Origin of the sequence: Collinsella sp. AF02-46-1 (assembly GCF_003465825.1) — a bacterium.
Taxonomy (GTDB): Bacteria; Actinomycetota; Coriobacteriia; order Coriobacteriales; family Coriobacteriaceae; genus Collinsella.
Window position 1 is genome coordinate 1 of the sequence record NZ_QSBV01000017.1, and the last position, 23013, is coordinate 23013.

The 23013-nt window shown below is 55.9% G+C and carries 16 protein-coding genes and 2 tRNA genes; 5 read left to right on the forward strand and 13 right to left on the reverse strand.

Annotated elements, in window-relative coordinates:
- Positions 1-623 precede the first annotated feature (623 nt).
- The 12 genes from DWV20_RS07730 to purB form a co-directional block, all read right to left on the reverse strand.
- On the reverse strand, positions 624-1421 hold the full coding sequence (locus tag DWV20_RS07730; protein ID WP_117759178.1) for a TraX family protein: 798 nt from the start codon (positions 1419-1421) through the stop codon (positions 624-626).
- A 193-nt stretch (positions 1422-1614) separates the two neighbouring features.
- Positions 1615-1690 (reverse strand) — tRNA-Lys (locus DWV20_RS07735).
- A 28-nt stretch (positions 1691-1718) separates the two neighbouring features.
- Entirely contained in the window at positions 1719-2999 is a 1281-nt protein-coding gene (locus tag DWV20_RS07740) for an aminopeptidase (protein ID WP_117637906.1), read from the reverse strand.
- A gap of 89 nt (positions 3000-3088) precedes the next feature.
- A complete protein-coding gene (locus DWV20_RS07745) occupies positions 3089-3664 on the reverse strand; it encodes a hypothetical protein (RefSeq protein WP_117759180.1) in 576 nt (191 codons plus the stop codon).
- Positions 3665-4543: a phosphoribosylaminoimidazolesuccinocarboxamide synthase gene (locus DWV20_RS07750; RefSeq protein ID WP_117563999.1), complete on the reverse strand. Its 879-nt coding sequence runs from the start codon at positions 4541-4543 to the stop codon at positions 3665-3667. It abuts the gene before it with no gap.
- A 118-nt stretch (positions 4544-4661) separates the two neighbouring features.
- Entirely contained in the window at positions 4662-6227 is a 1566-nt protein-coding gene (locus tag DWV20_RS07755) for a cell wall metabolism sensor histidine kinase WalK (protein WP_117759184.1), read from the reverse strand.
- Positions 6228-6238: 11 nt separating this feature from the next.
- Positions 6239-6961 (reverse strand): response regulator transcription factor, encoded by a 723-nt coding sequence (locus DWV20_RS07760; protein ID WP_006236208.1) that lies wholly within the window; start codon positions 6959-6961, stop codon positions 6239-6241.
- A 153-nt stretch (positions 6962-7114) separates the two neighbouring features.
- A complete protein-coding gene (locus DWV20_RS07765) occupies positions 7115-8326 on the reverse strand; it encodes a twin-arginine translocation signal domain-containing protein (protein WP_117759186.1) in 1212 nt (403 codons plus the stop codon).
- Positions 8326-8589, reverse strand: coding sequence for a TIGR03905 family TSCPD domain-containing protein (locus DWV20_RS07770; protein WP_117735816.1), 264 nt, complete (start codon positions 8587-8589; stop codon positions 8326-8328). Before DWV20_RS07770 ends, DWV20_RS07765 begins: the two co-directional genes overlap by 1 nt.
- A gap of 113 nt (positions 8590-8702) precedes the next feature.
- Complete coding sequence (locus DWV20_RS07775) at positions 8703-10502, reverse strand: diguanylate cyclase (RefSeq protein WP_117759188.1); 1800 nt, start codon at positions 10500-10502, stop codon at positions 8703-8705.
- Positions 10499-11335, reverse strand: coding sequence for an ABC transporter substrate-binding protein (locus DWV20_RS07780; RefSeq protein ID WP_117634747.1), 837 nt, complete (start codon positions 11333-11335; stop codon positions 10499-10501). The genes DWV20_RS07775 and DWV20_RS07780 overlap by 4 nt, the downstream gene beginning before the upstream one ends.
- Before the next feature lie 139 nt (positions 11336-11474).
- The gene (purB, locus tag DWV20_RS07785; protein WP_022093797.1) at positions 11475-12821 is read right to left on the reverse strand and encodes an adenylosuccinate lyase; all 1347 of its coding nucleotides are present in this window, start codon (positions 12819-12821) and stop codon (positions 11475-11477) included.
- A gap of 398 nt (positions 12822-13219) precedes the next feature.
- Between purB and DWV20_RS07790 the strand changes: the two genes are divergently transcribed.
- From DWV20_RS07790 to DWV20_RS07805, 4 genes are all read left to right on the forward strand, one after another.
- Positions 13220-14893: an RNA-binding domain-containing protein gene (locus DWV20_RS07790; RefSeq protein WP_117637911.1), complete on the forward strand. Its 1674-nt coding sequence runs from the start codon at positions 13220-13222 to the stop codon at positions 14891-14893.
- Positions 14894-15353: 460 nt separating this feature from the next.
- On the forward strand, positions 15354-15581 hold the full coding sequence (locus tag DWV20_RS07795; RefSeq protein ID WP_117634743.1) for a hypothetical protein: 228 nt from the start codon (positions 15354-15356) through the stop codon (positions 15579-15581).
- Complete coding sequence (locus DWV20_RS07800) at positions 15581-17560, forward strand: N-6 DNA methylase (protein ID WP_117634741.1); 1980 nt, start codon at positions 15581-15583, stop codon at positions 17558-17560. Before DWV20_RS07795 ends, DWV20_RS07800 begins: the two co-directional genes overlap by 1 nt.
- Positions 17557-18957, forward strand: coding sequence for a hypothetical protein (locus tag DWV20_RS07805; protein ID WP_117634739.1), 1401 nt, complete (start codon positions 17557-17559; stop codon positions 18955-18957). Before DWV20_RS07800 ends, DWV20_RS07805 begins: the two co-directional genes overlap by 4 nt.
- 203 nt (positions 18958-19160) lie before the next feature.
- Here DWV20_RS07805 and DWV20_RS07810 read toward each other — a convergent pair.
- Positions 19161-19235: transfer RNA gene (locus DWV20_RS07810), tRNA-Gly, on the reverse strand.
- 297 nt (positions 19236-19532) lie between these two features.
- On the opposite strand from DWV20_RS07810, the gene DWV20_RS07815 reads away from it, so the two are divergent.
- A complete protein-coding gene (locus DWV20_RS07815; protein ID WP_118256738.1) occupies positions 19533-22964 on the forward strand; it encodes a SpaA isopeptide-forming pilin-related protein in 3432 nt (1143 codons plus the stop codon).
- The last annotated feature ends 49 nt before the right edge of the window (positions 22965-23013 follow it).

The window sequence follows — 23013 nt, forward strand, 5'->3', positions numbered from 1 at the left end:
AGATATATTGCCAGACCGGAGGGGCGCCGGGGGCGGGAATCGCGCACTCCATATTTTGTTCACAAATGAATAGGTCCCTCAGTCGCATCACTGAGGTTAAAACTGAAGCATTGGCTTCTGATATTGGCGATGACCAGCTGGTTTATAGGTGTTAAGGCATCGGTCATCTCTGGAGCGCCACTTTACTCCAAAAGCATCAGCTATTTGTTTCCCGTCGGTAAAAGGCAGGTTTTGTTCGCCAAGCGTTCTTATATATAGAGAAGTTCGGGTTCGAACCCGTGGCGCGGCAACAAAAAAGCGACCAGCCGGAGCCGATCGCTTTCTATTCTATGCTGGATCATCCAGAGGGCGCTTCCGAACTCATTTTCTCGCTGCCATTCATGCTTTCGAAGCATCGTTCGACCTCCACAGCCTCATGTTTTGAGGATCTGCCGTGTTTATCACTGTTATTAATGAGTGTGTGGAAGTGATCCTCATACAGATACGTGCGATCCGCCAGAGAACTGAGAAGCATCTCTCTGCAGCCCTCGTTGCCTATCCTCGCATCTCTCAGGTCTTCCGGAAATTCACAAGCAGTCTTAGGGTCAATTTGTTTCCGTTTTCAGAGACTTGTTTGAGAGTTTTTAAAGACAGTTCAAAACAATAAGTGAGACACCATAAAGCAGAGCAAGATGTGCCGGATAGAAAATGTAGAAGAAATATTTGAGCTTCAGCCCTCGCTTACCATTATAAAGATTGATAAGCAGCAACGAAACGACCGCGGCAGCAACATCAGGATTAAGTACATTAGCTGCAGCAAGCTCGAATCCGCCGCCAACTATATGGCATGACGAAAGGAGCACTGCACATACTGCAGCAAAGAACATCTTGGCCTTGCTGTCGTGGAATAAATAGAATGCAGCCACAAGCATAATGCCATACACACCGCCATCTAGTTTAGTGTATTCAGCTGCCAGTGCTGTCAAAACAATCAGAGCAGTTTCTGCGATGTATCTTTTCCGTTTTGAAAGACTTTGTATCTTTTCCAGAACAATCAAAAAGACCAAGGAAAGCAGGAGCTCACACATAACATTTTGTTGCCGAAGGTCAAATAGTTGCCCGGTTTGGACGAAATCGTATATGGGCTCCGCAATGATTGCGAAGACAAGCATATTTCGCAGGTACTTCTTTAAGTCATGAGTATGCAAAAATCCCTCAACTATCAAAAAGCAAAATAAGGGAAATGCAATTCTGCCAAGAACATGAAGCATATCCGAAGCCTCGCTTAGAATCGCCCACTGTTCGTCTGATATCTGACTGTACGATGCGTGAGTCATGATTCCATTGGTCAGGACGATCCTGCTTACATGATCGAGAACCATCGAAATGGCTGCTATTATCTTTAATGTGCTGCCGCTAATTCCGTATCTATTTGTTTTCATTTCGTATTCCTTACTTTGGGTGGGCCGTCAGGGGTTCAGCCTGCTCCGCAGGCGGCCGCTGCGGCGCTTCGCGCCTTGCGCGCTGCGCTGGCAAACGCTCACGCGTTTACTCAGCTCCGCGCCCTTTCGGGTTCGAACCCGCGTCGCGGCAACAAAAAAGCGGCCGGCATCCGCCAGTCGCTTTTCCATTCTATGGTGGGCCGTCAGGGGTTCGAACCCTGGACCTTGGGATTAAAAGTCCCCTGCTCTGCCAGCTGAGCTAACGGCCCGCGGGTGGCATTGTACCACGGTCTGGGACTATTCCCAACTCCATTGGCCGTTCTGGAAAATCACAACTTCACGTCCATCAGGCGTAATGCCCGTAATATCGATGTCGTCCGTGCCAATCATAAAATCGACGTGCGTGCTCGAGACGTTAACGCCATGCTCCAGGAGCTCTTCCTTGGACATGTCATACCCACCCTCGATGCATTCGGGGAAACCGACACCTAGCGCGAGATGGCAGCTAGCGTTCTCGTCATAGAGCGTATCGTAGAACAGTACGCCACTTTCGCGGATCGGCGTGTTCTTGGAGATGAGCGCGACCTCTCCCAGGTGAGCAGCGCCCTCGTCAGTATCGATGATGCTTGCGAGCGTTGCCTTGCCCACACGGGCATCGTAGTCCACTACGCGGCCGCCCTCGAACTTAATCCAAAAATCGTCGACCTTATTGCCATGGTGGATGAGCGGCATGGCCGAGTAGACGATTCCGTCAGCGCGCATGCGATCAGGCGAGGTAAAAACCTCCTCGGTGGGGATGTTGGGGAAGAAGGGGTGGCCATCGGGCGTCTTGCCCTTGCCGCCGGCCCACTCGTGACCTTTCGTCATGCCAATCGTCAGATCGGTTCCGTTCGAAGCGGTGTAGTGCAGGCAATCAAATTGATTATCGTTTAGGAAACGCAGGTTCTTTTCGAATGCGGCGTCATGGAGTTCCCAGTCGCTCTCCGGGTCCTGGCCATCGGCGCGAGCGGTGTGCAGAATCGCATTCCACAGCTTATAGATTGCAACCTCATCGGCGTCTCCCGGGAACACCTCGTGCGCCCAAGCCACGACCGGAGCGCCGGCGATGCACCACGGATTGATGTTGTAATCCAGTCCACGGCGGAAAACTTTGCACTGCGTATTCCTCGCCTTGGATGCCGCGGCCGGCTTGGCTGGATCGATGCCCTTGAGGGCTGCGGGATCCGCACCCTCGATAAAGATAAAGCAGGCACCGTCCTGGGCCAGGGAATCCAGCTGCAGGCGCTTCCACTCGGGCGTCTGCTCAAAATAGCTTTTATCGACATGCTCGTACGTGAGCCTCGTCACGGCATCATCGGCCCAAATGACCGTCACGTGGCCGGCGCCGGCGTCATAGGCCTCCGCGACCACCACGCGCGCAAACGGCGCGCACTCGACCGGAGACTGAACGACGACTTCCTGGCCGGGCTTGACGTTTACGCCCTTGCGGACGACCAGGCGCGCATAGTTTTTAATCTTGGGCTCCAGGGCCTTCATGCCCTCCAGAGCTTCTTCAACCGTCAGGGCAGCTCGAATCATGTGCCACTCCATCTATCTATAGAACAGTAAAAAGGCGCGCCGCAAAAACGACGCGCCTTATATCTTAGCGATAAGTATGAATGCAAACGCTATTTCTTCTTGGAGTCCTTTTTGTCCTCCTCGGCAGCCGCGCGCTCGATAAGGGCGTTGAGCTTATTGTCGGACATGCCCTCAGCCTGCGTGCGGTACATGTTGCGCAGGGGACGAATACGAACGAAGTCGTAGATAAAGTCACCCAGAATGACGACGTAAGACAAAACGATGCCGACCATCTGGACGGGACTGGACACCATGCCAGCGGGAGCGAAGTACAGCGAGGCCCAAATGGCCACGACGAGCACCATGCCGATAGCGAGCACGGCCCACCAGATGCGGCGGCGCTTGGTGTAGTCCTCATCCTGCTTGAGAAGGATATTCGACACCGTGTAGATGCGATCCTCCTTGGCGCGCTGCTTAGCCTTGCGGGCGCGCTTCTCCTCTTTAGAGAGGCCCTCGAGGTTCTCGCCCTTCTCGAGCTCTTTGCGGCGTGCCTTAGACGAAGCCGGCACGACGCGGACAGAGCTCGCTGCCTGACGGGCAGGCTTAGCAGATGCGGCGGACTTGCGCGCAACCCCGGTAACCTCGCGGGATTGCGTGCGCTTGTTCGTGGCGCTACGGGTACTCACTTATGCGTTCTCCTTCATGCTTGTGAACTGGGAGCCCGTGATGATCTGGAAGGCCTCGCGATAGCGCTCGGACGTGCCATCGATGACCTCGGCGGGCAGGTGCGGGGTCTCCCCCGTCATATCCCAGTTGGCCTTGAGCCAATTGCGGACGAATTGTTTGTCGTAGCTGGGCTGGATCTTGCCCTCCTCGTAGCTGGCAGCAGGCCAGAAACGGCTGGAATCGGGCGTGAGGCACTCGTCGATCAGCGTGACCTTGCCATCGATGACACCAAACTCGAACTTGGTGTCGGCAATGATGATGCCACGGGTCGCGGCGTACTCGGCAGCGGCCTTGTAGATCTTGAGGGAAAGGTCACGAATCTGCGTGGCGATATCCTCGCCCACGATCTCGCAGCAACGCTCGAACGAGATGTTCTCGTCGTGGTCACCGATCTCGGCCTTCGTGGACGGCGTGAACAGCGGCTCGGGAAGCTTGGAAGCCTCGGTCAGGCCCTCAGGCAGCTGGATGCCGCAGACGGTGCCGTTCTCGTCGTAGGTCTTCTTGCCCGAACCGGTCAGATAGCCGCGGACGATACACTCGATAGGAATCGTCTGGGCCTTCTTAACCAGCATGGCGCGGCCGGCGAGGTAGTCACGATACTCAGCAAACTCCTCGGGGAAATCCGCCGGGTCGATGGAAACGAGGTGGTTGGGAACGATGCCGGCAAACTTATCGAACCAGAATGCCGAGATGCGGTTGAGCACCTCTCCCTTAAACGGAATCTCGTCGGGAAGAATGAAGTCGAACGCAGAAATGCGGTCGGTGGCGACCATCAGCAGGTTTTCACCGGCATCGTAGATATCACGAACCTTGCCACGGGAATCCGGACGACGCTCCATCGTTGTCACGTGAGTCACTCCTTACCAAAATACGACAGTAATGCGGGTTCTTTCCCGCACGTTTTCGCAAACTCGGAGCGGCAGGGACGAAACCCCTCCTTCACCGAATAGCGAAAAGCTAGTGCTCCATTGTAGTAGATGCCGCGTCCGCCGTGTGCTCGCGAGGCAGATGAATCGTAAAAGTCGTACCCTTTCCAAGCTCCGACTCCACAGATATGTAGCCGTGATGGCGCTCGACGATCTGTTTAGTCACGGCGAGGCCCACGCCCAGACCGCCCGCCTCACGGGCACGGCTGGCATCGGCGCGCCAAAAACGGCCGAAGATGCGCGACAAGTCATCCTTGGCAATACCGATGCCGGTATCAGAAACGGCAATGCTGACGTGTTTGCGGTCACTGAGCACCGACACCACGACCCAACCGCCCTCGGGGGTGTAGCGCATGGCGTTGCTCATGAGATTGATGACGCATTGTGTGATCATGTCGGGATCGGCTTCGACGACATCGTCGTGACCTTGGGTCTCGTCAGCAAAGCGCAAGCGCAGATCGCGGTCGACAAACAGGCGCTCCTGGGCATTGACGATGGAACGCACGAAAGGAACCATGTCCACCGGCTCAAGGTTGAGCGGAGCCGTGCTGTTTTCCATGCGCGACAGGTCGAGCATCTGCTGCACCAGACGAGCCAGGCGACGCGTCTCGGAAGCAACAGTCTCCAAGTGCTCATCGTCGGTAGGATATACGCCATCCTGCATGGCCTCGACCGTTGCGAGCATGGCCATAAGCGGAGTACGAAGTTCGTGAGCCACGTCCGAGGTCAAACGTTTCTCGTGTTTCATATCCTTCTCGAGCGAAGTGGCCATCTCGTCAAAGGTCTCACCCAGCTGATCGATTTCGTCATCGCCGCGCAAGCCCGTGCGAGCGGACAAATCGCCATCGCGAATTTGTTTGGCCGTGCTGGTAATACGATGAATCGGCTTGGTGAGCATACGCGACATGAACGATCCGATAACGACCGAGATACAGACTGCAACAACCGCGGCAAGGACCATGGCGTTAAAGGTCTTCTCTCTAAACGCAGAATCTGCCTTGGTGAGCAGAGCATCGGAGCCGATGGCCCATAGCTTTACCTGTCCGACATGCTGGCCGGAAGGCGTTATGATTTCGACGTTGGCCACGCTATCGGAGTCGGTGGGCGCCGACGAAACCGGGCTATGCGAGGCCTTTTTACCTCTCGAGCTGCGAGACGCCGATTCGCTCTCGCGCACATCGGCAGTCGCACTTGCCGAAGGCCACGAGTCGTCATAGACAACAACGCCCTTTTTATTGACGACCTGCATGCCCAAATCGTCGGACACCAAACTCGATGTCGCGACCGTGCGCAGCTCGCCCGCAGTCCAATTGCCGTTTTCCTCGTACGACGTCGCAAGCTTTTCGGCTGCGGAATTTGCGATTTCGACGATATTGGAGCGCGTGTAATCCGAAAAGACCGTGCCCCACACAACAGAGACAACGCCCACCAGCACCAATACCGTCATGAGCGATGTCAGAGCAAAAGCAAGTGCCATGCGCGAGGGATAGCTCATCGTTGGCCGTGAATCGGAACGAGGCGTGTTCCAACTAGCCTTGGAACCCGCCTCGCTCTCCTGCTTGTGCTTTTGTCCGATTTCAAAGCGCGCAGGTGTCATATGTGATTTCCCTATTTCTCGTCCGACTTATCGGTCTTGGCCGGAGCCTCGAAGCGATAGCCGACACCGTGGACGGTGTAGAGCCACTTGGGCTTCTTGGGATCATCGCCCAGCTTGGCGCGAAGGTTCTTCACGTGGCTATCGATGGTGCGCTCATAGCCCTCAAAGTCATACCCGAGCACTTTCTCGACCAGCTCCATGCGGTTATACACACGGCCGGGATGACGAGCAAGCGTGGTGAGCAGCTTAAACTCGGAAGCGGTCAGGTCCACTTCCTTGCCCTCGACCAAGATCTTGTGGCCCGAGATATCGATGACCAGATCGCCGAAGTCGAGTACCTCGACGGCGGGCTCGTCAGCCTGATGGGCACGGCGGAACAGAGCGCGAACGCGGGCGACGAGCTCGCGCGGCGAGAACGGCTTGATCAGATAGTCGTCGGCGCCGAGCTCAAGACCGATAATACGGTCCTCGATCTCACCCTTGGCGGTAAGCATGATAATGGGCACATCCGAGGTATCGCGGATAGTGCGGCAAACGCGCTCACCGGGGATCTTGGGGAGCATAAGATCGAGCACGACCAGGTCAAACTGATGCTTCTCGAACTCTTCGATCGCGGACTGGCCGTCGCCGACGCCCACAACCCAGTAGCCTTCGCGCTCGAGATAGGCAGCGACGGCGTCACGGATTGCCTTCTCATCCTCGACCAGCAGAATCTTTTTTGCATCTGAAGCCATAACACGGCCCCCCTGTCTCAATTAGCTAAGAACAAGCCCATTTTAACGCACCTGAGCCCGCCGGATGCCGCTATGACGCGGCAGCTCGGCGGGCGGTACTCACAATTACAACGCGTTTATTCCCCTGTTGGCGCCTTTTTAACCCCTCTAAGCTTAAAGAGAGAATAGGCGTGCAGTGACCGTCTCTGGTATACCCTGGCTGTTGCGCACCGTGGCGTACGTAAGGAATGAGTCCGATTTTCCCGCCGTAGCTGGATAATCGCCATACTCCAAAGCGCGGTCGGGCGACAGCAGCGAGCCATAGGTCTTGGCAGAGGTGTCGATCAGGAAATGCGATGCCTGCACCTTAACAAGGTATTTATTCTTCTTGCCAGCCGCACATGCGAGCGGCTCGCGTGACAGGAAGAGGTACGACCCTCCCTCATTACCGATATACGTGCCCATGTTGCCCAAGCTGCCCACGCCACTATAGGTCGCCTCGATAGAAAACACGAAGGTATCGCCCATATATACGGCCTCGAAAGGCGAGACTGACGAGGGAAGGACTAGCTGGGCACGTTTGGTGTTGTTGCCGTCGGTCAGATCGATTGCCGTTATGCCGTAGTAGACGCCCTCGTCGTTGCGGACACGCGGCGAGATGGTCAAAATGCCGTCGCTCGCACGCGGGGCCGATGCAAAGCGGCCCGTCGATTTCCAAATTGTCTCGGCCTTGGATTCATCAAGCGAGCGACGATAGCAAAACGAATCACTACTCGTTTTATTGCCGCCTGCCGAAGGCATTTTATACCAGATGACCGATGACCCGAACGCCGTAAACAGGGGCGGATCATAGTCCTTGCCACCCCGATCGAGCTCAACCACGTCGCCAGAGAGCGAAGCGCCCGACAGATTTTGAGCGTAGAGCTTCCACGATGAATTGGCAAAGTTCATCTCAACCCACGCAAACACGCCATCGCCGGCGCGGACATCGTAAAACGAATACCCCGCACCTTCGATAGGATCCTCGATGAGCGTCGTGAGCGAGCCGTCGCCCAAGTTGAGCACGCCAAGCGTGTTGGCATGCAGCGCAGACGCCGGGGCCATCATCGCCGCGGCGTAATCGCCGTCGCAGTAGTACAGCAGCGTACCCAAGGGCAATGTCCATGTCGCCATGGGCTCAAGATCGATATCGACGGCCTCATACTCATCCGTAATCGAGACAATCTTTGAGTCGTCTTTGATAACCTGCGGCTCGCCGGCGGCGTCGTCGCTGGTACCCGTTTTCTTTGAGCATCCGGCAAGCACCGTGGCAGCGCCCGCGGCAGTCCCTCCGAGCACAAAGCCGCGGCGCGATATTCCGTTCTTGACGTGGTCGGCGATACTCATTAGGCGATCTCGGCGCGAGCGGCCTCGATAGCGCGCGTGAGCTGATCGGCGCAAGAAGTCTTTTTCATACCGCAGGTATTACCAGCGAGAACCTCGATGACGCGATCGGCAGGAGCACCCTCGACCAGCTTAGAGATAGCCTTGAGATTGCCGTTGCAGCCACCGGTAAACTCGACGCCCACCACCTTGTTGCCGTCATCGGACAGGTCAAGGTGGATATTGCGAGTGCATACGCCCTGAGGCTTGTAATCAAAACTAATCATTGCGTTCCCCTCTCGTAAAGCAATTTCAGACGTCTATTATCCCCGTCCGAACCGATAAAGTATCGCGGGCACCGATTCAACATTCCCCAATGCGCAAACCGGCGGTAGCAATACTAGCAATCTGCTTCCCGAGCGTGAACTTTTCGTTTCTCTTGATACATGTTGTGGTCAGCGATGTGGTACATCTCGGTCAGCGAACATCCGGGTGTCTCTGCCGTCGCGACGCCAAACGACGCACTGACTGTCAGCACCTCATCGCTCGCAGCAGCAAGGCTGAGGCGAAGATCTTGCACCACTTTGCATGCGGATTCGCGATCGGTGTGAGGGCAAATCAGCAAGAACTCGTCTCCACCAACGCGCATGGGTACAAATTTCTCGCCTGCCGTCCGCTTCAATACAGATGCAGTACGCCGTAGCAGCTCATCGCCCATTTCGTGACCGTAGAGATCATTGGTGCGCTTGAGGAAATTGCAGTCCATCATGATCACACTCACGGGCAGGGACTCGTTCACCAGGTCGTCGCCAAGGGACTCAAGGTAATTTCTATTGCGAAGTCCCGTCAGCTTGTCCTGGAAAGAAAGCTCCTCGGCGCGCTTTGTCATCGAGATGTTATGCGTCGCCACGACGACCGATTCCAGTCGACCCTGCTCATCGCGGCGCTGTGGAACAACCTGCAGCGAATACCACGTACCTCGGCAATCTCGTACCTCGGCATCCAAGTACGGCATGCCCTCCATACGGTCCTGAAGCGTGCTTATATCTATTAGCTCCATGACCGCCTCGCGGCTTTCGGGACTCACGATGTCTCGGCAAACCGTTGTCAAAAAGTCATACACCTCGGCGTGCTCGGAAAATATCTTTGCCACCGATGGCGACATGTTAATTCCCTCGATCTCGAGCGTATCGAGATGCAGCAGGAAGGTCGACTCATATATGGAACTGATAGCATTGATGATGCCGAGTTGCTTGTCCTTTTCGGCCAAATTGCGACGATCGGCAATGTTGCGCGCCAACAGCACTACAACCCAAAACGCCAAGCACACCAGCACGCCGGCAGCGATAAATGAAATCCTGCCCGACATGACCTCAGATTTGGGATAAAGCGCAAACAGGCGATAGTCCTCATACGCCGCACGCACGGCATACCAGGTACTTCCCCGATATTCGATACGTGTTAAGCCTTCGTCTTTCCAATCAATTCCGCTATCGGCAAGAAGCCGGGCAAGGGTTAGATCGACATTCGAATCGTTTGAGGAAACGATCTGCATATCGCGCATCACGAGCACCGTTGGGCTCTGATGGAATGTGTTGTTCACGAGCACGTCGGCGATCGTATACGAATAATCATCGGCGGGCTCGGGCGCAAGCGATCGATACCCCAGCGCTACGCCATCACCGTACGGAACAACACTCACGGCAAAGTCGACATCGCGACGCTCAACGACCGTCGAGTAGGACACCTTGGATCCTCGATACATCGATGCGACCGACGAACAGGCCAGCTCCTCTCGCCACAGCATCAGCGGATCGCGACCATCAATATCGTAATGAGCGGCCATATGGCCGTCGGCGTCCATGACCAACATTCCCGAAAGGTGCTCGGTATGGACGTACTCCTCGACGAGGTCATCGTTGACTTCAACGTGATCAGACGGCAAGAACGTCGAAAACGACTCGAGCGCGGCATCCAAATTGTGCGTCGCTTCGGTTTTTCTTCCCTGTTCATATCGGTCATATTTTTCGCAGGCGTTTTTTAAAAACACCATGGTTTCCTGACCAAACCCAAGCGTTTTATCGAGACAGCGATGCGTGCCGACCATATACAGCAGACCCAACAGGACAGCGCTGACCACAACGCAGATAGCCGCGGTGACTAATGCCTTTCGGCGCAAGCGGCGCTCATCATTTGTCATGATTCCGCTCCTTGCCCGTCCGTCGTCGCCCCTGCCTTGTACTTGCCCACAATGCGCTCAATCGTGCCATCTCGATCCATCTCGAACAGCACGGTATTGAGGTTTTTGACGTACTCCCCCTCATAGCCGTCCTTAAACGCGACGCCAAGGTCAACCGTCATAACGTTGTCAGCGAACACGCGGTAAAGGCCGGGATACTGGGCGACAAGTCGATCAAGCGACTGAACGTCCGCCATCCAACAGTCGACATACCCTTTGGCGAGGGCGGCTTTGCAGAGCTCGGCAGAACCGTACGATTTGATTTGCACGTCCGGCGAGATTTCCAGATCCCCTGCGAGCAATCGGCGTTCGCTCACCGAGCCCGCAATCACCGCGATGGTCTTGCTTCCATCGAGATGCGCCAAGGACTTGATGCCGCTCGTTTTCTTGGCGGCAACCGAGACCGGCACGGTTAAATACGGCTCGGTCCAGTAATACTTATCCTCGCGATAGCAGGGAGAATAATCACACCACAGGCAATCGATATCACCGTTTTTGAGCAGCCGGTCGCGATCGTTCCAGTCAATATCGACAAACTGTGGCTTGAGCCCCGCACGCTTGCAGGCCTCGCGGGCGATGTCGATATCGATACCGACGTAATCGCCCGTGGTATCGATATACACATAGGGGTCGTTATCCGTAACGCCGATTTTGAGTACTGGGAGATCTTTGTCGGCTTCATTCGAGGAGGAAGAACTGCTTCGAACGGTATACGTCAGGGCGACCACACAGGCAGCAACAAGGAGCATGAGCGTAAACGAGACAATGGCGACTCGCTTGATACGTCTGGGCACGCTCCTCCTTTCATCGAAACAGCAGTAAAGTTCATTTTATTACCGGGAGCCAATGCGGCAGTGAAAAAAGCGCCTTGCCCAAAACGGGCAAGGCGCCAATGGTTGAAATGCATCCGCAGGCGGTCGAATTAGGTCAACCCTACTCGAAGCTCAGCTGCTCCAGACGATCGAAGACCGTGTCGATGCGGGTGAGGAAGTCCCACGGATCAAAGATCTCGTCGAGCTTCTCCTGGCTGACGGTGCAGCGCGGATCAGCCTCGAGACGCTCCTTAAAGGTGGGGCCGGAGACGCAATCCTGTACCTCGTGCCAGGTTGCCATGGCGTTCTCCTGCACAATGGCGTACGCGTCCTCGCGGGTGATGCCCGTGTCGACGAGGGCCAGCAGGACCTTGGAGGAAAAAATGAGGCCGCGTGTCTTGTTGAGGTTGGCCATCATGCGAGCGGGATACAACTGCAGGCCGTCGATAACGCGGATGAGGCACTGGAACATGTGGTCGAGCGCGATGAAACTATCGGCCTGGGCGACGCGCTCGGCAGAGGAGTGCGAAATGTCACGCTCGTGCCACAGGGCGACGTTGTCGAAGGCAACCTGCGCGTTGGCCTTCACGACGCGCGACAGGCCGCAGACCTTCTCCATGGTGATGGGGTTGCGCTTGTGCGGCATGGCGGAGCTGCCCTTTTGACCCTTGCGGAACGGCTCCTCGGCCTCGAGGGTATCGGTCTTCTGCAGATTGCGAACCTCGGTAGCGATGCGCTCGCAGGTGGCCGCCGTGGTGGCAAGAACACCGGCGAGATAGGCGTGATGGTCGCGGCTAATAACCTGCGTGGACAGCGGGTCGTGAACCAGGCCCAGGTGCTCGCAGACATACTCCTCGACAAACGGCTCGATGGAGCTGTAGGTGCCGACAGCGCCCGAGATGGCGCCGAAGGCAACATTCTTGCGGGCGTCCTCAAGACGATCCAGATCGCGCTTGAGCTCCCAGGCCCAAGAGCCAAACTTCATGCCGAAGGTCATCGGCTCGGCGTGGATACCATGAGTGCGGCCGGCACAGAGCGTATTGCGCTCCTCAAAGGCGCGACGCTTGCAAATCTCGCCGAGCTTCTTGACGTCCTCGATGATCAAGTCGCAGGCCTGGGTGAGCTGGTAGCACAGAGCCGTGTCGCCCAGATCGGAGCTGGTCATGCCATAGTGAACCCAGCGGCTGGGCTTGGGGTCGCCCTCGGGAACATCGGCATCGATGTATTCCTTCATGTTGGTCAGGAAGGCAATGACGTCGTGGCGCGTGACTTCCTCGATCTCATCGACCTTCGCCTTCTCAAAGTTGGCATGATCGCGGATCCACTGGGCCTCGTCTTTGGAAATACCGATCTTACCGAGCTCCGCCTGGGCCTCGCAGGCCAGAACCTCGATCTCCTGCCAAATGGCGTACTTGTTCTCGAGGGAGAAGATGTGTCCCATCTCCGGGCGGGTATAGCGATCGATCATAGCGGCTCCTTTTTGGTTATTGGCACGTTGGTCGTAACCCAACCATTGTACCGTGCGCAGGTGCAAGTATGGGCAGCAGGCATGAACCTAACATTTTGGAATTGGAGCGGGCAACGAAGATGGACAGCAGCGTCACCGCAGCAGGCGGCAATAGTTCCGTGTACTAATGTAATTTCACGCGTTATCCGCGAAGCTACATGCGAAATTACATTAGAAGAAGACACATTATTTTCCGTTTCCCCTGGCAGCTAATCTGCGAGGTAAATTAAAAGTACAGACATTATATGCACTGAAATATATGACCTTACAGTCGGCCTACAGCCTTATGCACGGGCGGCTAATGTAACAGGAGATATAATTACATTAGTTGCGGATAAAATTACATTATATGGAGTGTCATGATACGGAAAACGAGCGAAATGCCCTCCCTACTTCTGCGCATCATTGCAGACGTCGAGACCGAGGTCGTCGAATACAAGGCAGCAAAGCAGAACTATGACTTCGAGGACATTGGCAGGTATTTCTCCGCCCTCAGCAACGAGGCCAATTTACGCAAGGCAGAGTGCGGATGGCTTTTCTTTGGCATTTCAAACGACCGCAAGATAAAGGGAACCGCCTACCGTAAAGAACCCCAATCGCCAAGTGTCGGCCTGCGACGCCTAAAGCACGAAATCGCCCAATACACCAACAACGGCATGACTTTCGAAGAGATTTACGAGTTTGAGGTTGATGACAAAAGAGTCATTGCTTTCCAGATACCGGCTGGCAGCTTCGCAACGCCAACGACTTGGCACGGAATCCCTTGGTCACGAGAGAATGAGTCCCTCGTAGAGATGCCCAAGTTCAAACTCGACGCCATTTACGGGCAGAGCCGGCCCGACTGGTCGCGCCAGATTGCCTACGAGGCAAACTTCGGTGACCTTGATCCAGATGCAGTTAGCTTTGCATGCTCCAAATTCGTCGAAAAGTTCGGAGAAAGCCAGCCTGCCGTTAGTAGCCTCGACGAAGAATCTATCCTTAGCAAGATGGCGCTTGTGATCCACGGCCACGTGAGCAATGCGGCGCTCGTTCTTCTGGGCAAACCGGAATCGAGTGTCTTTCTGGGTGGCATTGAGCCGCGCATCACTTGGACGCTCTACGCGAGCGACGGCTCCACTATGGCCTATGAACACTTTGAGCCGCCCTTCATTCTGCAGGTCGATCGTATCCTGGGAAAGATAAGAAACGAAAAGTATCGCTTCTTCGACCGCGAAGAGACGCTATTTCCCACCGAAGCGCATCGCTACAGTCCCGAAGTCATTCGAGAACTTCTCCACAACGCTATTGCGCATCAAGATTTCAGGATGTCAGGAAAGATCAATGTCCTTGAGTATGAGGACAAGCTTATATTCAAGAACGAGGGTGCCTTTATCCCCGAGACGATAGAGAACGCGCTCGCGAGCGGCTACAAGCCGCCCTACTACCGTAACCCCCTGCTTTCAAGCGCTATGAACAAAACAGGCATGATGGACCGCAACGCCATAGGCATTCGCAACGTCTTCGATATTCAGCGCAACCGCCTATTACCAATGCCCACCTACGATCTATCTGAGATTGGGCGCGTTGCCGTAACGCTGTACGGTACGGTTCTCAACGAGGACTATTCTCGACTTCTCGCAAGCAATCGAAATCTTGATTTGGTGACAGTACTGCTGTTGGACCTCGTTCAGAAGGGACTACCCGTCACAAAGGAACAGTCACGTCTGCTTCACGAACAAGGCCTCGTTAGGGGCCGTTACCCCAAACTGACGGTCTCAGCCGAGGTGGCAGCAGCCACCGGTGCCCACAGCGAGTATGTGCGAAACAAGGGCGTAGACAATAGCGTCTTCAAGGAGTTGATCTTGGAGCTCCTGCGCGTGCGCCCATGTTCAAGAGCGGAGATTATCGCAGGGCTGGATCATGCCTTGCCGGCAGACCTTACGGCAAAGCAAAAAGGCGACCATGTAAGCTATCTGCTCCAAAGCCTACGGAAAGCTGGCCGCATCACCAACGCTGGAAGCACTTCGGCAGCTGAGTGGCACATAGTCGAGTGATATGGCTCGCGATTTCGATTCTGCCAAACAGGCACATTCCAAGCCAAGTTCGCAACTAGCCCAGAATGTGCCTGACTACCAGTCGTGATAGGACGCATCCTCCGTCGTCTGGCATCGCGCAGCGTCAGGCAACAGCGCATATGGTTGATCCAACTGAAGTCGACATCCAATCGGGCATTGCAACCTTGCGAGACGGCAGTCTCATACAACAAAAATAGTTCCCTGCCACTCCATGCACGAGCGGCAGGGAGCGCTCATGGCGGATCATTTCTCAAGCTCCACCTTCCTCAACCGTAAAAACGTCCAATGTCTTAGAGGCCGTTTTTACATTTGTTGGCTTCTATTTCTTTAATTAAAAATCATCCTTTACCTGCTGATTCGTGATATTTTGCTTGTCTACATATAGGTGTAGACCTATACTAATTCCTATTATGGCTAAGCTATGTCCTTGGGAGGTGCCATGCCGTCAGAAGCTCAGAAGCGAGCCGATCGTAAGTACAAGCACGACAAGACCCAGCAGTTCTGTCTGCGGTTCTATCCCGCCGAAGAGGAGATTTGGTCATTCCTCTCCGCACAGGAAAACAAGCAGGGATTTCTTAAAGATTTGATTAGCCGCGAGATGGGCGTCGCATCGGGCGGCCCCGCACGCGTTGATACCAACACCAAGGTTGGAAGGACGGAATCGTAATGTCGCAAGTGAGCAAGACTTCGGTCATCCAGCCGGAGACTATACTGGACTTCATCGACGGCGTGACGCAGCGCAGGGACACCCCCGAGGAGCGAGTGCGCCAGGAAATCCTAAAGTCCCTCGTGCGTGAGTACGGTTACAAGAAGGAGCAGATCGGGGTCGAGGAGTCGATCAAGTTCGGCAGCAACCGAAAAGCGGTCGACGTCGCCATCTGGGAGCCGGGAAAAGCGCACACCCAGGAAAACATCCACATCATCGTCGAGTGCAAAGACCCCAAGACCAAGGCCAAAGGCAAAAAAGACGGCGTAGATCAAATGCACTCCTATGCGTCTGCCTGCATGAACTCGACCTATGGCATGTGGACCAACGGCGACGAGTTGCTTACCTTCCGTTACGTGGTGGACGATGCCGGCAAGCGCGGCCCCGAGGCCGTGCCCGATCTGCCACATGCTGGTGGCGAGGTACCCGACGACGCGCCGCGCTTCGACCAGTTGCGCCCCGCCGCCAGTGACTCGCTGCTGTACTCGTTCCGCCGCTGTCACAACTACATCGCCGGAAACCAAGGCATCCAAAAGGCCGAGGCATTCCTTGAACTGCTCAAGATCATCTTCTGCAAAATCCAGGATGAGCGCGACTCCGAGACGCCAACGTTCTACATCACGCCAACCGAGCGCCAGGGCGCCGCGGGTAAGAAGAAGTGCCGCAAGCGCATCGAGGCACTCTTTGGAAACGTCAAGCAGTCGTACGAGACCATCTTCAAGGCCGACGAGCGCATCGCATTAACCGACGATGTGCTCGCCTACATCGTGGCGCAGCTGCAAATGTATTCCCTGCTCGAGAGCGACGTGGACGTTAAGGGCCACGCGTACGAGACAATCGTGGGCTCCAACCTGCGTGGTGACAAGGGCCAGTTCTTCACGCCGCGCAACATGTGCCACATGATGGTGCGGATGGTCGACCCGTCCGAAAACGACGTCATCCTCGACCCCGCCATGGGCACCTGCGGCTTTTTGGTCACGGCCATGAATTACGTGCTTGAGAAGATCAGAGACTCCGTCGAGGTGAGCGGGCGCAGCAAAGCAGCCAAGCAAGAGGCTCTGATCGCGCGCAAGCGCGAGTTCCTGTCCAAGCATATCGTGGGCATCGACTTTGATCCCATCCTAGTGCGTGCCTCCAAGATGAATATGGTTATGAACAACGACGGCACCGGACAGCTGTTCCACGCCAACTCGCTCGAGCCGTTCTCGGGCTTTGAACCCAAACTGCAAAAGGCGCTGCGCCTGGACGCCGCCGACATTGCGGCAAATAAGGCGCTGCAGCCGGGGCACGGCGTTACGGCGATTATGACCAACCCACCTTTTGGCTCCAAGATTCCTATCGAAGACCCGGCGATTCTGGAATCCTTCGACCTTGGACACACCTGGTCGTGGTCCGAGGAAGATGCCGAGTGGAGCATGGAACCCAAGCTCTTCTCATCTCAGCCGCCCGAGATCCTCTTCATCGAGCGGTGTATCCGCCTGCTTGAGCCCGGCGTGGGTGTGGCGGCGCTCGTCATTCCCAACGGCATCCTGGGCAACCCGGGTCTGGGCTACGTGCGCCAGTGGATTTTGCGCCATGCGCAGATCCTGGGTTCGGTAGACATGCACCCGGATGCGTTCCAACCCAACGTGGGCGTGCAGACATCCGTCCTTGTGCTGAGACGCTGGGACAGTGAGGAAGAGGCATACTGCAAGGACGGTACCTTCCAGGATTACAAGATATTTATGGCCATCTGTGACCACGTAGGGCACGACAAGCGTGGTCAGACCACCTATGTACGCGACGATGACGGCTACCCCATTGTGCAGGAGCAGACCACCGCGGTGACGGGCAACGTGGGCTCCGAAGAGGAGAGCAGCCACACCTCGAAGGAGCGCGTGGTGGACGACGAGACGATGGCGATCGCCGGCGCCTTCTTTGAATGGAGGCGAGACCAATGACGATCGCGCCTTTGGTGAAGAGCGTCCGACTTTCCACCGTGCTGGGCGGCGACGTGAGGCTCGAGGCGTCAACCTACCTGCGCGACGGGTACGGCTTCGTACGCCTTGCCAACCAGTGCGACAACCACAAGAGGCTCGGTGACCTTACCGACATTTGGCAGCCGAGCAGACTGACGGGGTATACCGTGCCGGAAGGCAAAGGGCTACCCTTCTTTACCGCCGGCCAGGTGTTCGAGGACTTTCCCCGAGTGAGGAAGTGGCTCGCCGCGCCTTTCGTGCCCCAGGCTGATTCTAGATTCGTCAATCAGGATTGGCTGCTGCTTTCGCGCTCGGGCGTGGTGGGCAACGTTACCGCCGTGTACCCGCATCACCTGAACAAGGTCATCACGGACGACCTGTTGCGCATCGAGCCGAAGGACCAAGACGAGTACGGCTGGCTCTACGCGTATATGAAGACGGACTTCTTCAAGCAGATCGCACGAGCGTCTCAGTACGGTCACATGATCAAGCACATCGAGGTGGCCCACGCCAACGAGTTTCCGGTCATCATGCCCGATGCGGCCACGCGCAAAGCCATCGGCGACAAAGCTGCCGAGGCTGTGCGCCTGCGCGGCGAGGCCTGGAAGCTGCGGGACGGGGCGTTTAAGCTGTTGGAGAAGGAGGTCGGTATTGCTTGTGAGGCAGAAAGTCCTGCAGGAACATGCGTGGTGAGTTTATCCAAAGTTATTGACAACAGATCGCGCCTTGATGCTGACAGTTATGCCGGCTCTATAAGCGCCGTAGACTCATTGGTTGACGTAATGGAGTATGCGCCACTTGCTGAACTTGTAGAGGACGTCGAAGAGCTTCCTCGCTTCAAGCGGTTTTATGGCGATTCCAACGTTCCCTTTGTGGGTGTGTCCGAGGTCTTTGACGTTAACACTCAACCGACAAAATTTGTTTACGCCAAGCTCATTAAAAACTGGGAGCGTTACATCCTAAAGCCGGGAACTCTCGTCATGGCATGTTCTGGTCAAAAGTACGGCATCCTAGGACGAGCTCTTTTGCTCACGGAGAATCATGAGGGAATGTTTGGCAGCAACCATCTGCTGAGAATCTATCCCGACGTTACAAAGATTCGAACTGGCTACCTGCTTGCTTTTCTGAACAGTCCCACCGTTGGCAGGCCGTCGGTCGTTCGTTGCGCATACGGAACCTCGGTGCCTCAACTTAGCCCTATCGATATCAAAAAAATTCGCGTTCCCCGTCTTGGCGCGGACGTCGAATCTGCCATCGCCGACCTTATGGACAGGAGCGTGAGCACCTCGGCCAAGGCTGACCAACTTGAGAACGAGGCTACCAAGCTGGCACAGGAGCAGGTCGATATCGCCATCGAGAAGGTTGTCTCCAACACCTAGTGAGGCGACCTTTTAACCGCCGTTAAGCCTATAGCCTCAACACAAACAAAATGCAACGCGTATCGTAGTAAGTTGGTTAACGGCATAGTGTGAGAATTCACACTTGGACATTTGATTAACGCTCGCACCCTGTCGGGTTCGAATCCCAGCACTTTATTGAAAAAAGCACGGCACCGTGATGGTGCCGTGCTTGTGCTCTTAACTGGAGCGGGCAACGGGACTCGAACCCGCGAGTGTCAGCTTGGGAAGCTGATGCCTTACCACTTGGCGATGCCCGCTTGTGTGTTGGCTAGTATAACGCGGTTGTCTTGTTCGATACAAGGGTGTCGATGCTTGTTTTAGCTGTGGAGATTCGTTTGGAAAACATGTCAATTGTGGAGACGAGGACCTTTGACCTCCTGTTCTCCCTATCTTCTACCTGCACTTTTATCTGATTGTTGTATTTGGGCTCGATTTGTCAGAAATCGGGCAAGCTTTTGGTCAGCTTCTGGTACCTACCCGCATGAACCATGGCGGTAGCCTCATCCCAAGCGCCGCGGCCTCCCCGTGCGGCGCACGAGGGATAAGGAGCAGCCATGTCCAACGCACCCACGCACTCTGTCCACAGCGCAATCGCAACAGGTCCGCTGCTCCTGCTCCTCTTCCTGCTTTTCGGCTGCCTGGCACCGGGAGCCGCATTTGCCGTCGATGGCTACGACCAGCTCGGCTTCCGCACTATTAGCGATGATTGTGGGCCCTTCTTTATCGGCAAGTATGAAGCTCAAGACGCCTCGATTGCCTACTGCATGAACCAGGAGCGCCCCGGCCCCACCAAGCCGGGCGGCCCATGGCTCAACTTTGATCAAGGCTGGGTGTGGCTCGACGACGAGTTCGCGGCAATCGTTTGTCACGGATATCCTACCGCCACGTCGTTTGGCGCTTACCATCTTTCACCCGATCGCGCCCGCGCCGCCACCCAGCTTGCCGTATGGATGCTCAACGGCACTACCCATGTCGACGGCACCTACTCCTACACGACCGCTCAGGGCAAAACCAAGAGTGGGCACTTTACCGCCGACGATGAAGTCGTGGCGGCTGCGCGATGGCTCCACGACAGCGCAAAATCAGGAAGCATCAAAGCCGCTCCGCACCGCGCGCGGCGCTATTTAGGAACCGTATCGGGCGGCAGCAAACGTCAAGACATGCTCTATGTACTGCCGACGGTCTCTGTTTCCTTCCAAAAGCAGTCTGCAAACGCTGCCATTACCAGCGGAAACAATACCTATGAGTTTGACGGGGCAACATTCGATGTTTTTGAGAGCGCCAGCGGCGCGCGTGTCGGCACCGTCCAGATGGACAGCAACGGTCGAGCGCAGGCAGTACTTCTGCCCAACACGGCATACTACCTAGTTGAAACGAAGGCGCCGGCCGGCTATGTCCCCCGCCACGATCGTATTGCCTTTACCACGGGGAATGACGGCGGGCGGGTCGCCATTGATGAACAACCTGGCACCATTACCTTGCGCATCGCAAAGCTCGATGCCGCGACGAATGCAGGCCCCCAAGTTGGAGCTTCGTTCGCAGGAGCAGAATTCGTGTGCGTATCACAATCAACCCCTGGATGGGCGCAAATCCTCACGACCGACGAAAGCGGTCGGGCCACTCTCGCCGATGTCCCCTTAGGAACCTTTACCATCTACGAATCAAAAGCCCCCGAGGGCTACCTGCCATCCAACGACAGCTGGACCTATACCGTTGGAGCCGACCAGCTCGGCGATTCAGGCGTGGTCGAGATCGAATCTCGCGTTTCCGATATCCCCATTGCGTTTGACCTTGAGATTTCCAAATTCAAGGACTACGGCAATAGCGACCAATCCGGCCTGGAGCAGCCGGCGGGAGGTGTTGTCTTTGAGGTTGTCAGCAACAGCTCTCAGCAGGTTGTTGGCACACTGACCACAAACATCTATGGCTTTGCCTCCACCAAAGATCAGTCAGAAGCATGGTTTGGCGCAGGCAAGCGACCCGCCGGTGTCCACGGAGCCATCCCATACGACCGCGCCGGCTACACGGTTCGCGAGGTTCCGGAAACCGTCCCCGAGGGTTTTAAACGTGCAGGGGAATGGACCGTCGGGGCCAATCAGATTTCCGACGGCGCCGAGCTTCAATATATCGTGGACAACCACGCTCTGTCGACGCATCTCCAGATTGTAAAACGCGATGCCCAAACAGGCGCTTCTGTTCCACTAGCCGGATTCACCTTCCAACTCCTCGACAGCAATCACGAACCTGTCTCACAAACTTGCTGGTATCCAGCACATAACGTAATGGACACCTTTACGACTGACGCGACCGGGACCGTCACACTGCCCGAATCGCTCGTGCCGGGCACCTATTATGTACGCGAAACCTCGGCCAAAGAGCCCTATCTTGTCGGCGAAGAGATCAAGGTAAACATACCCGCCGACATGAACCTAACGCCCGTTGCAATCGCCTCGTATTATGACCACGCCGCGACCGGAAACATCAGGATCGTTAAAACCGATGCCGTAGACGGCAGCAGCCTAGCGGGCGCCATCTTTGAGATCCGTGCCTCGGGTGATATCGTGCGCCCCGACGGTAGCATTGCCGCGCTCGACGGTGAGACTGTTGCTACCGTCACAACGGATGAAACTGGAGAAGCACGCGCGGACGACCTCCCGCTGGGATCTGGCACCGCACGCTACGAGGTTGTCGAGACTCAAGCGCCGGCCGGCTTCCTGCTCGACCGAACGCCCCATATCGTAGACCTCGCTTATGCCGACCAGAAAACGCCCGTTGTGGAAGCACGGCTTAACGTATCCGACGATTACACTAAGGTTGATATCTCCAAGGTCGATGCAAGCGGTGAGCAGGAAGTGGAAGGCGCACAACTCACCTTATATGGTCCCGATAAAACCGAAATAGACTCCTGGACCTCATCCGACAAGCCGCACCGCGTCGAACATCTTGCACCCGGCACCTACTCGTTGCGCGAAATGATGTCTCCGCGGACCTATGACCTTGCCGAGGAGATAACGTTTGAAATAAAGGATACGGGAGAAGTCCAATCTGTCGCGATGAAGGATGCGCCCATCGAGATCAAAGGACAGGTCGACAAGCGTCAGGAGCTTGTCCAACCTATCGGGAAGGGTCTGCTGGCCAACGGCGATGGTAAAAATCGCGCCGCAACGCAAACCAATACGGACGGACTTTTCTCCTATACCATCGACGCTCGAAACGATTCAGCTACCCGGGTTGATGAGTTCACAATTACCGATGATCTTGAGTGTGCCAAAGACGGCACGGCGAGATTCGTCTCAATCGAAACCCCCGTCGCCATCGGCGACCTCAACGGTCTGTGCAACGTGTGGTATCGCACGACGCCGTTGGACTCGACAGACGTCGATGGGCCGGCAAACGCGACGCTTGACGATGGGCACGAAAATCCTTGGCTTGAGTCCGACGAAGTAAAAGAGAGTCTGGGTGAGGATTGCCGCCTCGTCGATTACGACGGCTGGCACCTCTGGAAGGCGGATGTCTCGACCACGGAATCCACCACACTCGAGGCGAAAGAACTTGACCTTGCATCCAATACCGTCGTAACGGGCATTCGCATTGAATACGGTGCAGTAGCCGCCGACTTTACGACTCGAAGCGATGTGGATTCTTGGACCCGTGATGATCTCAAAGATGAGCACGACGACCTTGACGATGCCAAAGCAATCCTTGGCACAGACGCTCGGGGCGCAGCCGTGCACATGCAGGCAACGTCGGCTTATACGCCCCAAACCGCACTCACCAACAGCGCGCGCGTCGATCTTTGCCGCAACGGCGGCGGCGATAAACTTGAGTCACATGACGAGGACCGTGTCATTCAACGCTGTACCCTACCGCAGGACCTACCGGCAACAGGATCAGTTCCCATCGCCGCCTGCATCACCGCGCTTCTGACCTCGGGTGCCGCAGCCTTATGGTTCGCTCGCCTTAGGTCGATCCCAGAGAAGCGCTAGCGCGATAAAAAAGCGGGCGAGCCAGTCCCCCGGCTCGCCCGCTTTCAAT